The following is a 15,491-nucleotide window of genomic DNA, read 5'->3' on the forward strand; positions in this document are numbered from 1 at the left end:
GGCGCGAGCATGCTGGAACTGCGGAACTTCGAGCGGCGAACCCTGTGCGATGACGGCGAGTTCGTCCTGTCGCGGCTGTGGCGTCGCGAAGACGCGCAGACTTGGCTTGCCGTGGCGCTGCCTGTGGCGCACGTGGCGCAAGTCGTGGAGAGTCAGGCGCGGCTCACGCGTGCGTTCGAGCTGCGCGCGCTACTCGACAGCCCGGTTCTCACGCGGCCGCATGCGCTGGTGGAGTTGCGTGGCGCGGCCACGCTTCTGCTCGAAGATCGCGGCGGTGTTTCGCTTGCATCGATATCTGCGGGAACACTCGGCGTGCATGAGAGCTTGCGCATCGCGGTGAATCTTGCAGCGGCGCTCAAGGTGCTGCATGCGCGCGGCGTCATGCACAAGGACTTGCGACCGGCCAACATACTCGTCGATGTAGCGAGCGGCGAAGTGGCGCTCACGGGTTTCGGACGCGCATCGAGAGCAACGCGCGAACGTCCCGCAACGGAACTCGCGCCCGTGACCATGGACGCGCTCGCTTACCTTTCGCCCGAGCAAACGGGGCTCACGAATCGCGGTGTGGACTCGCGCTGTGACTTGTATTCGCTCGGCGTCGTTTTCTACGAGATGCTCGCGGGCAAGCTGCCGTATCGCGCCGCGTCGCCCGCCGAATGGCTGCATTGTCATATCGCGCGTCAGCCGATTCCACTTGTCGAACAAGCGCCTCACGTCCCGCGACAGTTGGCCGCCATCGTCGCGCGGCTTCTCGCGAAAGCCGCCGAGGAACGCTATCAGACCGCGCTCGGGCTCGAACACGATTTGCGCCGCTGTCTCGATTCATGGCAACGCAGCGAGCGTATCGAAGCGTTCACGCCGGGCGAGCACGACGCGCCCGAACATTTGCTCATTCCCGAACGCCTTTACGGACGCGAAGTCGAAAGCGCGGCGCTCGCGAACGCATTTCAGCGCGTGGCGCAGCAAGGTCGCTCGGAATTCGTGCTGGTGTCGGGCTACTCGGGTATCGGCAAATCGGCGCTCGTTGGCGACCTGCAAAAGAGGCTCGTGGCCGGTAACGGGCGCTTCGCATCAGGCAAGTTCGATCAATACAAGCGCGACATTCCCTACGCCACCCTCGCGCAATCTTTTCGGCAATTGATCCGCCAACTCCTCGACGATAAAGCCTTCGACCTGCCGTCATGGCAGACGCGTCTTGCCGATGCGCTTGGCGCGCATGCGCAACTCATCGTCGATCTCGTGCCGGAACTGGAACGTGTGATCGGTCCGCAACCCGCTGTGCCGGCGCTCGGGCCACGCGAGGCGCATGTGCGTCTGCAAGCGGTGCTCGCGCGTTTCATCGGCACGTTCTGTGGTCCAGGCGAGACGCTCGTGCTCTTTCTCGACGATCTCCAATGGCTCGATTCCGGCACGAGCAGCTGGATCGAATATATGGCGGCGTCCGCGGATACGCGTCACGTGCTCTTCATCGGCGCGTATCGGGACAACGAAGTGGGTCCCACGCACACGCTCTCACGCGTGCTCGCGACGGTGCGCGAAACCAGCACGCCGCTGCATCTCATTCTGCTGGCGCCTCTTGCGCCCGGCGATGTATCGAATCTGCTGACCGACACGCTGCATGCCGACGCCGCTGAAGCAGAACCGCTCGCCAGCCTGCTATTCGACAAGACCGGTGGCAATCCTTTTTTCGTGGTGCAGTTCCTGCGCATTCTCGAAGAGGAACGGCTGTTGCATTTCGACCGCGATACACGCGTCTGGCGCTGGGACATCGACCGCATTCGTGCGGCGCGTCTTGCGGAAAGCGTCGTCGATCTGATGGTGGAGCGCATTGCGCGCGCGCCGCAAGCGACGCAAGACATGCTGAAGTGGTTCGCGTGTCTCGGCAACGCGGCAACGGATGCGACGCTCGCGCAAGTGTGCGCCGATGCCGAAGGCGACATCGACGCCGCGCTCGGCAATGCGGTCGAAGCAGGTCTCGTGTATAGGCGCGAGAACGGTTATGCATTCGTTCACGACCGCGTGCAGGAAGCAGCCTACGCAATGATTCCGCCGGGCGAGCGCGCGCTCGCGCACTTGCGAATCGCGCGAATGTTCGATGCGACCGAAGCGCATGACGCCGAGGCCGACATCTTCGAGATCGTCAACCAGTACGATCGCGCGATCGCATTGGTCGATAACGCGGCGGAGCGCGAGCGAATCGTCGAGCTCAATTTGCAGGCGGGCAAGCGCGCGAAGGCTTCGTCGGCGTTCGGTTCCGCCTTGACGTACTTCTCGACGGGAAGCGATCTTCTCGATACCGCTCGATGGCACGACGACTATGCGCGCAAGTTCACGCTGGAAAGCAACCGCGCCGAGTGCGAGTTCCTGACAGGCGATACCCAAGCAGCGTGCAAGCGACTGACCGAACTCGCCGAGCGGGCAAACACGCTGCCGGATCGCGCCATTGTCACGTTCCTGCGCGTCACGCTCTACACCGCGCTTGATCAGATGCAGCTTGCCGTGCAAACGTGTCTGGAGTATTTGCGGCACGTCGGTATCGAGTGGGAGCCGCATCCGGGACGCGCCGCCGCGCGCCTCGAATACGACGCGCTGCTTCGGCAGATCGGCTCGAAGCCGATCGAACGCCTGATCGACCTGCCCTTGCTCGAAGCGTCCGATCTCGCCGCCACGCTCGATGTGCTCACGGCCGTGCTGCCGCCCGCGTTCTTCAGCGACGAAGACCTCGTCTGCCTGGTGCTGTGCCGCATGGCGAATCTGAGCGTGGCGCACGGCAACAGCGATGCATCGTCGCTCGGCTATGCCTATCTCGGCATGGTGACGGGTCCTATCTTCGGCGACTATCAGGCTGGGTTCGGCTTTGGGCGCCTGGGACTTGCGCTCGTCGACGAACGCGCGCTAGACCGCTTCAAGGCGCGCGTCTACATGTGCTTCGCCTATCACGTCACGCCGTGGACGCGGCACATTCGCACGAATCTGCCCTTGTTGCGCCGCGCGTTCGATGCCGCGACGGAGAGCGGCGATCTGACTTATACGGGCTTCAGCAGTTGCACGTTGATCACGAGTCTGTTGGCTGCGGGCGAACCGCTTGCAGACGTGGAGCGCGAGGCACAAGAGCGGCTGTCGATCGTGAAGAGCGCGAAGTTCGGGCTTATCGTCGATATCATTACTTCGCAGTTGCGGCTGATCGGTCACTTGCGTGGCGACAGCGTGCTTCTCGCGGGGTTCGACGAAGCCGAGTTCGAGCGCCGCCTCGAAGCCGATGCCAGTCTCGCGATTGCCGCATGCTGGTACTGGATTCGCAAGCAGCAATGGCTCCATTTCGCCGATGACATAGCGGGCGCCGCCGCCGCGGGCGATAAAGCCAGGCCGCTCTTGTGGACCTCCGCCGGCCACTTCGAAATGGCCGAATACTATTTTCATGCGGCGCTGGTGCTTGCACGCATGCACGATCCGCGCAAACACGATGTGTCGTCAACACTTGCGGAGTATCACGGCAAGTTGCAGGTCTGGGCCTATCACGGTCCGGCGAATTTCGGCTGCCGGGCGGCGCTCGTGGAAGGCGAAGTCGCGCGCATCGAGAACCGGCCGTTCGACGCGATGCGTCATTACGAAGACGCTATCGCGCTCGCACGCGAACATCGCTTTGTGCAGATCGAAGCGCTGGCCCATGAAACGGCCGCGCGCTTTTACATCGAACGCGAATTCACGACTATCGCTCATGTCTATCTGGGCCATGCACGGCGCGCGTATCTGCGCTGGGGCGCGATGGCGAAGGTTCACGCGCTGGAGCGGCTTTATCCGGAACTCGTCGAAAGCCCTGCCGAAAGCCTGACGGCAAGGAATGTCGTGGCGGAACGCTTCGATGTGGAAACCGTCGTGCAGGCGTCGCAGGCAATCTCAGGCGAGATCGTGCTCGAACGGCTCTTGCGCACGCTCATGACCATCGTGCTCGAACATGCGGGCGCGCGTCGCGCGGTGCTCGTCTTGCCGCGCGAAGAGAAACTTTGGATTGAGGCGCAGGCCGTATCCGGCAGGGACGGTGTGCAGGTCCGCATGGAAAGCGCTCCGATGACGCCGCGTGAATTGCCGGTATCCATCGTGCACTTCGCCATGCGCATGCGGGAGCGCGTGCATATCGACGACGCCACGTTGCCCAATGAATTCTCCGCCGACGAGTATCTGCGTTCGAGCGGCGCGCGCTCGGTGCTCGTCGTGCCCATCATCAAGCAGGCCAAGCTCAAGGGCGTGCTGTATCTCGAGAACGATCTCGCGCCCGGCGTGTTCACGGCAGCGCGTATCACGGTGCTGACACTGCTTGCGTCGCAGGCGGCTATTTCGCTCGAGAACGCATCGCTCGAACAGAAGGAGGCCATGCTCGAAGAGAAGGAAGCGTTGCTTCACGAAGTGCATCATCGCGTGAAGAACAATCTGCAACTCATCAGCAGCCTGCTCAATCTGCAGGCTTCGCGTGTAGAAGACAAGGCGGTAGCCGAACTCTTCGCCGAAAGCCGCAACCGTGTGCGATCGATGGCGATGGTGCACGAAAACCTTTATCGTGCTGGCAATTTCGCTCGCATCATGATGGCGCCGCACGTGAGGAACCTGTGCAAGCATCTCGCGCAGGCTTACGACATGCGGCGTCTCGGCGTGGACATGGACGTGGTCGTCGACGATATCCAGCTCGACATGAATCGCGCGGTGTCGTGCGGGCTCATCATCAACGAGCTCGTGTCCAATGCGCTCAAACATGCGTTTCCGGGGGGACGCGGCGGACTGTTGCGTATAGAGCTTCGTATCACGGACAAGGACCGTTGCCGCCTCGTGATCGCCGACGATGGCGTGGGACTGTCGCCCGCGTTTTCGCTCGATCAGGCCGACACGCTCGGGCTGCAACTCGTGCATGATCTCGCGCATCAATTGCACGGCAATGTCGATGTGAACCGCGCAGGCGGCACGGTCTTCACCATAGCCTTCGAAGCCGAAGCAAGCTGACCTCAACGAACGATGGCACCTGCACGCATCCTGATTGTGGAAGACGACCGAGTGGTCGCCCGCGATATCGCCCAGCAAATGATCCGCAACGGTCATACGGTGGTCGGCTCGACCGCGCGCGGCGAAGATGCGCTCCTGCTGGCGAAGGAAGTGCGTCCCGATCTCGTGCTCATGGATGTGCGGCTCGAAGGCAAGCTCGACGGTATCGACGCCGCGCGGCTTCTGCGCGAGCAATTCAGGCTGCCGGTCGTGTTCCTGACCGCTTATGCCGACGAGGAAACCGTGCAGCGCGCCACCACGGCCGAGCCGTTCGGTTATGTGCTCAAGCCATTCGACGACACGCAATTGCGCACCGTGGTCGAAATGGCGCTCTACAAATACGCGGCCGAGCGGCGCATGCGCGAAAGCGACGAGCGCTATGCGGTGACGCTGTCGAGTATCGGCGATGGCGTGATCGCAACGGACCCGGAAGGGCGCATCGACTTCATGAACGCGGTGGCCGAACGGTTGACGGGCTGGCCACGCAATGAAGCACGCGGCCGCTTGCTGGGCGAGGTCTTTTGCGTCGTCGATGAAATCACGCGCGAGCCGGTGTCGTCGTTCTTGCGCGCGGATGAAGACATCGGCTTGCCGAGCCGCAATCTGCTGATCGCGCGTCACGGCCAGGAAGTGCCGGTGGAAGCGAGCGGTTCGCCTATCGTCGATGAACGCGGCGAAGGGCTCGGCATCGTGTTCGTGTTCCGCGATGTCACGCAACGGAGGCGCGCGGAAGAAGCGGAGATTTTGCGTGAGACCAATGCACGATTCGAAGCGGCGATGTGCGGATCGAATGTCGGCGTATGGGAAATCGACATGCCCGACGGCGATTTTCGCCACGGCAAGGCACGCTTCTCGAACATTTGGGAATGGCTCGGCTATGGCGGCAAGGAGCCATTGCTCGACTACGAGTCGTACATGAGCGTGGTGCATCCGCAGGAACGGGCCGCGACCGAAGCGGCCGTCGAGCGTTACCTCGAACATGCGGATGGCGTGTTCGAGATGGAGAACCGCCTCTTGCATAGCGATGGCAGCGATCGCAAGGTGCTGGTACGCGGCATGGCAAGGCGCGATGCGAGCGGTAAGCCCGTGCGCTTCGTCGGGAGTCTAGTGGACATCACCGAGCTCAAGCACGCCGAGAACGAACTACGCGCGAGCGAGGAACGCTTTCGCGGCACCTTCGAGAACGCGGCAGTGGGTATTGCGCATTGCGACCTCGAAGGCCGCTTTTTGCGCGTGAATCAGCGTGCTTGCGAGATCGTCGGATACGAACGCGATGCGTTGCTCGGCAAGCGCCTGCGCGATGTCACCGACGACGACTTCGTGACCGGAAGCCTGCAACGCTATTTCATGTTGACCGAGGGCGGCGTTTCGCATTACTCGGAAGAGAAACCGCTCGTGAGACGCGACGGTCAGCGCGTGTGGGTCAATTTATCGGTGGCGCTGCAATACGACTCTGCCGGGCACACGAGTCACACCATCGCCATCATTCAGGACATCTCGGCGCGCAAGGCACTGGAGGATGCGGTGCGCGTGGCGCGCGACGCCGCCGAAGCGGCCAACAAGGCGAAGGATCAGTTTCTCGCGAATATCAGCCACGAATTGCGCACGCCGCTCAACGGCATTCTCGGCTATGCGCAAATCTTGCGACGCGATGAAACGTTGAGCCGCAGACAGTTGGCTAGTCTCGGCGTGATCGAACAGAGTGGCGAGCATCTGCTCATGCTCATCAACGATTTGCTGGACTTCGCGCGCATCGGTGCGGGCAAGCTCGAAATGCAGGTGCGCGATGTGCCACTCGGTCCGTTTCTCGATGTCATCGCGGAGATCGTCGGCGTGCGCGCCCAGCAAAAGGGCCTGCAACTCCACTATCATGCGGCGCCGAATCTGCCGCGCGCGATCAGCGTCGATGAAAAGCGCTTGCGTCAGGTGTTGCTCAATCTGCTCGTCAATGCAGTGAAGTTCACGGATCAGGGCGAAGTCAGTCTCGCGGTTTCGGAAATATGGCCCGGACGTCTGCGCTTCGAAGTGAAGGACACGGGAATAGGTATCAGCCCCGACCGGCTCGATGTGATCTTTCAGCCCTTCGAGCAGGCGGGCGAACTCACGCGTCGGAGCGGCGGCGCGGGACTCGGTCTTGCCATCAGCCGGCAACTCGTGCGCATGATGGGAAGCGATATTCACGTCGCGAGTTCGCTTGGCCGAGGCAGCGCGTTCTGGTTCGAACTCGACGCGCCCGGCGCCACGGCGCAACCCGTGCCCGCGATTCTGCCGGTGGGCGTCACGCGCTATGAAGGCCGCGAGCGTCACATACTCGTGCTCGACGATGTCGCGGCCAATCGCATCCTGCTCGTCGATACCTTGCAACGTAGCGGCTTTCGCGTATCGCAAGGAGAAAACGGCCGCGAGGGACTTGCGATGGCGAGCGAGGACCGGCCCGATCTGATCGTCGTCGATACGCTCATGCCGGTGATGGGTGGCATCGAGATGCTGGAGCGTCTGCGCGCGCTGGAAGCGTTGCGCGACGTGCCGGTGATCGCCGTATCGGCCGATGCATCGCGCGGCAATGCGCAGGCCAATCTCGCGGCGGGCGCCAATGTGTTCATCGAAAAGCCGCTGAATCTGCATGTGCTGCTCAAGGAGATCACCGGCCTTCTGGCGTTGCAATGGGCGCCGCGTACGGGAAGACATGCTCGGGCCGATGAAGCGCTCGTCGTGCCGCCGCCCGAGGAAATGGCGCTGCTGCATCGCTTTGCGCTGCTCGGTTCGATGCGCGACATCATCGAGCGGGCCGAGCATCTGACGGTACTCGACAAGCGCTATGAAATTTTCGCAACGCGTCTGCGATGTCTTGCCGCCGGGTACGAATCGCAAGCGCTGTTGTCCCTGATCGAAGAACATCTGGACCCAAGCTCGTGAGTACGCAAGACTTACCCGATACCGCCACGCCAGTCGTTCTCGTTGTCGACGATACCGCAACGAATCTCGGCCTCGTGGTCGATGCGCTCGAAGGAAACAACCTGCGCGTGACCGTTGCGCGCGATGGCCGCGAGGCGCTGGGCCGCGCCGAACTCGTGCAGCCCGATCTGATTCTGCTCGACGTGATGATGCCCGGTCTCGACGGTTTCGAGACCTGCCGTCAGCTCAAGGCCAACCCGAACACGCGCGACATTCCGGTCATCTTCATGACCTCGCTCACGCAGACCGAGGACAAGATCACGGGCTTCAGCGCTGGCGCCGTGGACTTCGTCACCAAGCCACTGCACATGGAGGAAGTCGCCGCGAGAGTGCATACGCATCTCAAGTTGCGGGCTTTGCAGAAGTTGCAGCGCGAGCAGAATGTGCGGCTCCAGGAAGAGGTCAACACGCGCAAGCAGGCGCAGGAAGCGCTGATCGAAGTCATCAACGGCGTGCGCAACGTGTCGAATGCAATCGCCCATGATTTGCGTACGCCGCTTGCCGAACTGCGTTCGCGTCTCGAAGTGCTGATGATCGGCTTGCGCAAGGAAGGGAATGAAGCCACGCTCGCGCAACTGGAGCCCGCGCTTGCGGATGTCGATCGCGTGATCGGCATCTTCAATGCGCTCTTGCGGCTCGCCGAAATCGATGCGGGCGTGCGTCGCTCGGGTTTCGAGTCCAGCGATTTGCTCGCCATTGTCTCGGATGCAGTCGAGTTCTATCAGCCCGTGGCGGAACTGCGTGGCGTGACGCTTTCCATGACGCAGGCGGACGAACTGTACGCTGTGGTCGATCCCTTGCTGCTGGCGCAGGCTATCGGCAATCTGATCGATAACGCTATCAAGTTCGCGCGTGAAAATGGCGAGGTCGAAGTGTCGCTCCTGGCGCGCGATGACGGCATAGAGTTATCCGTATCCGACGATGGCCCCGGTATTCCCGACGCGGAAAAGCACAAGGTCACCGAGCGGTTCTATCGCGGCGACGCGAGCCGTGGGACGCCCGGTGTGGGACTTGGGCTCGCGCTCGTCAAGGCGGTGGCGACGTTGCATCACGGCAAAATCGAATTCGCCGATAAGCATCCGGGATTAAGCGCGGTACTGACTATTCGGTCGGCTGACATGCTCGCTTCGTAGCGAGCATGTCACGTGCAGCATCAGCTTTGCAAGAACGCCAGCAGATCCGCATTCACGCGATCGGCTTCCGTCGTGCACATGCCGTGCGGCGCGCCAGCATAAACCTTTAGCGTCGCGTTCTTCACGATCTCCGCCGTGCGTCGTCCCGACGCTTCTATCGGCACGATTTGATCGTCGTCGCCATGCAAAACGAGCGTGGGAATGTCGATTTTCTTCAGATCATCGGTGTAGTTCACTTCCGAGAATTGCTTGATGCACTCGTACTGGCCTTTGATCGAACCCATCATGCCCTGCCGCCAGAACTCGTCGATGTTGCCTTGTATGACCTTCGCGCCGTCACGGTTGTAGCCCAAGAACGGTACGGCCAGATCCTTGAAGAATTGCGAGCGATTCGAAGCCGTATTGTCGCGGATGCCGTCGAACACCGACATCGGCAAGCCGAGCGGATTACTCTCGGACTTGAGCATCATCGGCGGCACCGCTCCGATCAGCACGGCCTTCGAGACGCGCCCGCTGCCATGACGTCCGATGTAATGCGCAACCTCGCCGCCGCCCGTCGAATGGCCGACGAGCATGGCGTCCTTCAGATCGAGCGCGTCGAGCACGGCGGCTAGATCGTCCGCATACGTGTCCATGTCGTTGCCTTCCGAAGTCTGGTCGGAGCGGCCATGACCGCGACGGTCATGCGCAATGACGCGGTATCCCTTCTGCGCCAAAAACAGCATTTGCGGGTCCCATGCATCCGCGCAAAGCGGCCAGCCATGCGAGAAGACCACCGGCTTGCCGCTGCCCCAGTCCTTATAAAAAATATTCGTGCTGTCCTTGGTCTTTACGGTGCTCATGGCGTGTCCTTTAGCGATGTTGGTCGAGCGCGTGCGCTAAGAATCATTCCTTGAGCGCGACGCGTTGACCGAATCTTAGCCGCGTGGAAGACGCCTGAACTTGAGAAAAGATTAATTGTTCTTAAGGCGGTTTAATCGCGGTGCATGCTCCCGCCAGCGAAAGGCGAAGTCCTGAAATTCATTTCCTGAAAATCCCACGCGCTAAAAATCGAAGTGCATTTTCTTAGCGAATATTCGTTAAGAACAATTAAGGGATTTTTCAAGGACTCGGCGAAGACGCGTGGCTATCATCCATCTCAATCCTTCCAGCCGCTCACCCGAGCACGGCATGTTCGTCCTGACTGCCGCATCTTTTCCAACGGAGCCTGCAAATGCCGCAAGAACTATTGACCCCGGATACCTGCGCGGTTGCGCTGATCGACTATCAGCCGCAGATGTTTTTTGGCACGACCTCGCATGAACGCACCACCATCCTGCATAACGTGCAGGCTATCGCCAAGGCGGCGAAGTTGTTCAAGGTGCCGACCATTCTCACTACCGTTGCCGCCAAAACCTTTAGCGGCGACATGGTGCCCGAAGTGCAAGGCGTGTTTCCGGAGCAGCAGCCGGTTGACCGTACCTCGATGAACTCGTGGGAAGACGCGGGCTTTCGCCGAGCAATCGAAGCGACGGGCCGCAAGAAGATCGTGCTCGCGGGTCTTTGGACGGAAGTGTGCGTGACGTTTCCGACCGTGCAGATGATCGCGGAAGGCTATCAAATCTACGTCCCGACCGATGCTTGTGGCGACATCACGCACGAAGCGCACGAACGCGCCGTGCAGCGAATCATCCAGGCCGGCGCGGTGCCAATGACGTCGCTTCAGTTCATGTTCGAACTGCAACGCGACTGGGGCCGCACCGAGACTTACGAAGGTTGCATGGACATTCTCAAGTCGCATAGCGCGTATGGCATCGGCGTGCGTTATGCGAAATCGATTCTCGGCGAACACGCAAGCGAAGCGGGCTGAATCGGCTCGCAGTCGTATCGAAAAGGCTGGCGCGAAGTTCATCGCGCCGGCTTCCAGCAAGCGCCGCGTCGCGGCACGCCTCACACGAGAACGCCCATGAATTCAAGCACGAGCTCAGGCACGGGTTCAGGCACGCCCGCGCGCGCCGATACCGTATTCTTCAACGGCAAGATTGCCACGCAGGACGACAAGCGTTCGTTCGCGGATGCACTCGCCGTTGCCGATGGCAAGGTCATCGAAGCAGGATCGCGTGAAGTCGTGATGCGTCATGCGAACGACGCGACGCGCCTCATCGATCTCAACGGGCGCACCGTGATTCCCGGCCTCAACGATTCGCATCTGCATGTCATACGCGGCGGCCTCAACTTCAACATGGAGTTGCGTTGGGATGGCGTTCCGTCGCTTGCGGACGCGCTCGACATGCTGAGGAAGCAGGTTGCACGCACGCCCGCCCCGCAATGGGTGCGCGTGGTCGGCGGCTGGAACGAATTTCAGTTTGCGGAGCGCCGTGGTCCGACGCTCGAAGAGATCAACGCGATTGCACCGGACACGCCGGTGTTCATCCTGCATCTGTATGACAGCGCATTGCTCAACGCGGCGGCCTTGCGCGCGGTCGGCTATACGAAGGAAACAGCCGATCCGCCCGGCGGCGAAATTCAGCGCGACAAGCGCGGCAATCCGACCGGCATGCTGATCGCGCGGCCCAACGCGGGCCTTCTTTACGCGACGCTCGCCAAGGGTCCGAAGCTGCCGCCCGACGAGCAGCGCAATTCCACGCGCCACTTCATGCGCGAGTTGAATCGTCTTGGCGTGACGAGCGCGATTGATGCAGGCGGCGGATATCAGGCTTATCCCGACGATTACGCTGTCATCATGGACTTGGCGAAGCACAACGAATTGACCGTGCGTATCGCGTACAACCTCTTCACGCAGAACGCGAAGAAGGAGATTGAAGACTTCGCGAAGTGGGTGAAGATGACGAAGCCCGGCGAAGGCGACGACTTCCTGCGCGTGAACGGCGCAGGCGAAATGCTGGTGTTCTCGGCGGCTGATTTCGAAGACTTTCTGGAACCGCGCCCCGACCTGCCCGACACGCTCGAAACCGAACTCGAAGCGGTAGTGCGTCTGCTCGTTGCAAACCGCTGGCCGTTCCGTCTGCATGCCACCTATAACGAATCGATCGAACGCTTCCTCAATGTGTTCGAACGTGTGAATGCCGACATTCCCTTCGATGGCTTGCGCTGGTTTTTCGATCATTGCGAGACCATCACGCAGAAAAATATCGACCGTGTAAAGGCGCTTGGCGGCGGTATCGCAATCCAGCATCGCATGGCGTATCAGGGCGAGTACTTCATCGCACGATACGGCGAGGAAGCCGTGAAGCGCACGCCGCCTATCCGCCACATGCTCGATGCCGGTCTGCCCGTGGGCGCGGGCACCGATGCCACGCGCGTGGCGAGCTTCAACCCGTTCGTCTCGCTTTATTGGATGGTGTCGGGCAAGACGGTCGGCGGCACGGCCATGTACGACGGCGCGAACAAACTCGACCGCATGGAAGCATTGCGCCGTTATACCGTTGGCAGCGCGTGGTTTTCAAGCGAGGACGATCGCAAGGGCGCGCTCGTCGCGGGGCAGTTCGCGGACTTCGCGGTGCTATCGGAAGACTTCTTCACCGTCGATGAAAGCCGCATCAAGTTTCTCGATTCGGTCATGACCGTGGTGGGCGGCAAGGTCGTCTATGCAAGCGACGAGTTCACCCCATACGGTCCCCCGGACTTGCCGGTGAGTCCGTCATGGTCGCCGGTGGCGGAGTTCGGCGGTTATAGCCGTTACAAGCCGACCGCGGTTGCCTGCGTGGACGGTTGCGTGAATCTTTGCAACGTGCATGCGCATGCGCACGGTTTCGCGTGGCGCAAGAAGATACCTGTCAGCGACTCGAACGGCTTCTGGGGCGCGCTGGGATGCAGTTGTTTCGCGTTTTGAACAAGGGCGAGTGACGCGATGCCGACCCTGACCGACGGCCTGCTCTTCGGCATCGCGATACTCGTCGTAGACTTCCTCGCGTGGCGCTTCATGGACCGAAGAAGCGAGCCCATGCGGCTCGCGTTTCGTGCGTCCATGTTCGCGTTATCGACGTGGGTGTTGTTCGCGCACGGCATGAATCCGCTCTTTGCGGCGCCCTGGCCCAACGAACCGCTGCGGCATCTGCTTGCCCAAGTGCTGGAGTTGATGTGGTGGCTGCAAGGCGCGCGGCTCGTCACGATCATGCTCGACCGCATCGTGCTGCCCGAGGCGTGGCACAAGGAGCGGCTCTTTCAGGACGTGCTCGGTGCGCTCGTCTATCTGGCTGCCGCGGTCGCGGCCGTTGCGTTCGTGTTGCAGTTGCCCGTGCGCGGGTTGCTGGCGACCTCGGGCGCGGTGGCCATTGTCATCGGCCTTGCAATTCAGAGCACGCTCAACGATGTGTTCTCGGGCATCGTGCTCAACGCCACGCAGCCGTTTCGTCTGGGCGACTGGATCACTATCGGCGATGCCGAAGGCAAGGTCGTCGAGAGCAACTGGCGCGCGACAAGCCTGCTCAACGGGCAGGGCAACATCGTCGTGATCCCGAACAGCGTCGCGGCGCGCACGAACATCGTTAATTCGAATCAGCCGTTCGATACGAACGGCATCAGCGTCGTGCTCTCGGTGGATCCATCGGTGCGTCCCGCTGTCGTGCTCGATGCGCTCGGCGATGCCGCAGCGAGTTGCATCGACGTTATCGACCGTCCCGCGCCGGTCGTAAGTGTGCGGCGCGCGACTGAATACGCCATCGAATACGAGATTCTTTGTTACGTCGATTCGCTCGACAAGAAAGTATCGGTGCGCAGCGATCTCTTCGATCTGGCGCATCGGCATCTAGGTTCGCGTGCGGTCGTGTTGCGTCCGTTGTCGGCGCCACGGCAAACGACGCAAGCCATCGACGAGAAGCTCGTGTTGTTGCGCGACGTGACAATCTTTCATACGCTCGATGCGGACGAACTGAACGAGCTCTCCAAACGCCTCACACGTCATGTTTTCGAAGTGGGCGAAACGGTGTTTGCAGCGGGCAGCGACGAAGGTCAGGCGTTGCACATCATTGCGCGTGGCGTGGCAAGCGTGACGGTGCCGAAAGCATCGCACGATCTCGAAGTGCGAAGACTTGCACCCGGCGATTCCATCGGTCAATCCGGCATTCTCGCGGGCGTGCAAAGCGATGTGACCGTGCGTGCGACGACGCGCGTCGTCGTGTACCGGCTCGACAAGGAGGCGCTCACGCCCATCCTCGCGCGACGTCCCGAGGTCACGAGCGAGATGTGCAGGCTGCTTTCCGAGCATCGGGCGAGCGACCAGATGTTGCGCGCGGCGCCTGCCGGGCAGGCATCGGAACATAGCAGTCTTTTCGGATGGATCCGCGAGAGCGTGAAGCGTTTTCATCAATTGACCTTTTGAGGTCTTAAGGTTTTTTAAGCTTTATCCAAGGCCAATTATCAATCGGCTTGCTAGGCTTTCCCTTAAGGGAGAGACAGCGTTTCTTCTTTAGGAAAGGATGGAACAGAGAACATGGGCTATGTCATTTCACTCGGTGTGGGCTTCGCGGTCGGCATGCTCTATTGGCTCTTGCGCGTGCAGTCACCCGCGCCGCCTTTGATCGCGTTAGCGGGACTGCTCGGCATGGTGCTCGGCGAACACGCAATACCGGTCGTGAAGTCGCAGTTCTTCGCGCAAACCGAAAGCGTGAACGTCGTATCGAAGGACAAGGCAGGCACGTCGCGTGAAGGCGGCTGAGGTTTCACCGGAGAAGTCCCTTGAAAGAGCATGAAGAGACGGTGCTCGCGTTCATAGCGGGATACGTCGATACGCTGGGATTCGTCGCGTTGTTCGGCCTCTTCACGGCGCATGTGACGGGCAACTTCGTGCTGATCGGCGCGGAGGTCGCGGGCGTGGGGCAAGGCGTGCTGCTCAAGCTGCTGGCGTTTCCGGCGTTCATCGTCGGCGTGGGATCGGCGAGCGTGGCGGCAAAGATCATGAAGGCACGTGGCGACGCCTACATCGCCGCAGCATTGCATCTGTGGCAAGCGTTGCTGTTGTTCGCGTTCTTCGGCACAGGACTGCTCGCGTTGCCTATCGATGACGCTTCATCGGGCATGGTGCTGCTCTGCGGCGTGTTGGGCGCCACCGCAATGGGCGTGCAGAACGCGCGCCCCAAAGTCTTGCAGAAGCCCGGGCTGCCCAACACAGTGATGACCGGCAATGTCACGCAGATCGTGCTCGATCTGGTCGATCTCGCGCATCGCGGTTCGCATCATGCAGAAGGGCCGCAAGTGCTTGCGCGTTTGCGCGCCACGCTCACGGCCATGCTTGCCTTTGCTATCGGCGCGGTGGGCGGCGCGCTCGCCTTCGTGCATCTCTCGTTCTACGGCCTGATCTTGCCCATCGCGCTGCTTCTGTTGCTCGCATGGCCGCCGCGCGTTGCCCGGGCGGCGTGACTTACGGTTCGCTCA

Annotated in this window: 9 protein-coding genes; 8 read left to right on the top strand and 1 reads right to left on the bottom strand. The window is 61.3% G+C overall.

From position 1 onward, the window contains the following. Positions 1-9: 9 nt before the first annotated feature. Genes NCT03_RS22180 through NCT03_RS22190 form a run of 3 tightly spaced genes read left to right on the top strand, consistent with a single transcriptional unit; the run spans position 10 to position 9,119 of the window. Positions 10-4,992: an AAA family ATPase gene (locus tag NCT03_RS22180; protein ID WP_250493931.1), complete on the top strand. Its 4,983-nt coding sequence runs from the start codon at positions 10-12 to the stop codon at positions 4,990-4,992. A 12-nt stretch (positions 4,993-5,004) separates the two neighbouring features. Then, positions 5,005-7,947, top strand: a complete 2,943-nt coding sequence (locus NCT03_RS22185) for a hybrid sensor histidine kinase/response regulator (RefSeq protein WP_250493932.1) — start codon at positions 5,005-5,007, stop codon at positions 7,945-7,947. Beyond that, entirely contained in the window at positions 7,944-9,119 is a 1,176-nt protein-coding gene (locus tag NCT03_RS22190) for a hybrid sensor histidine kinase/response regulator (RefSeq protein WP_250493933.1), read from the top strand. The genes NCT03_RS22185 and NCT03_RS22190 overlap by 4 nt, the downstream gene beginning before the upstream one ends. A gap of 20 nt (positions 9,120-9,139) precedes the next feature. On the opposite strand, the gene NCT03_RS22195 is transcribed toward NCT03_RS22190, so the two are convergent. Further along, positions 9,140-9,961, bottom strand: coding sequence for an alpha/beta fold hydrolase (locus NCT03_RS22195; protein ID WP_250493934.1), 822 nt, complete (start codon positions 9,959-9,961; stop codon positions 9,140-9,142). A gap of 371 nt (positions 9,962-10,332) precedes the next feature. Between NCT03_RS22195 and NCT03_RS22200 the strand changes: the two genes are divergently transcribed. From NCT03_RS22200 to NCT03_RS22220, 5 genes are all read left to right on the top strand, one after another. Further along, entirely contained in the window at positions 10,333-10,968 is a 636-nt protein-coding gene (locus NCT03_RS22200; RefSeq protein WP_244831207.1) for a hydrolase, read from the top strand. Between the two features lie 96 nt (positions 10,969-11,064). After that, positions 11,065-12,951, top strand: coding sequence for an amidohydrolase (locus NCT03_RS22205; protein ID WP_250493935.1), 1,887 nt, complete (start codon positions 11,065-11,067; stop codon positions 12,949-12,951). A gap of 18 nt (positions 12,952-12,969) precedes the next feature. After that, the gene (locus NCT03_RS22210; protein ID WP_250493936.1) at positions 12,970-14,439 is read left to right on the top strand and encodes a mechanosensitive ion channel family protein; all 1,470 of its coding nucleotides are present in this window, start codon (positions 12,970-12,972) and stop codon (positions 14,437-14,439) included. A 111-nt stretch (positions 14,440-14,550) separates the two neighbouring features. Further along, a complete protein-coding gene (locus NCT03_RS22215; RefSeq protein ID WP_250493937.1) occupies positions 14,551-14,775 on the top strand; it encodes a DUF1427 family protein in 225 nt (74 codons plus the stop codon). 20 nt (positions 14,776-14,795) lie between these two features. Next, positions 14,796-15,476 carry a YoaK family protein gene (locus NCT03_RS22220; protein ID WP_250493938.1) on the top strand — a complete coding sequence of 227 codons (681 nt, stop codon included), beginning with the start codon at positions 14,796-14,798 and terminating at the stop codon, positions 15,474-15,476. Positions 15,477-15,491: the final 15 nt, after the last annotated feature.

Source organism: Caballeronia sp. GAWG1-1, from assembly GCF_023631465.1.
Classification (GTDB): domain Bacteria; phylum Pseudomonadota; class Gammaproteobacteria; order Burkholderiales; family Burkholderiaceae; genus Caballeronia.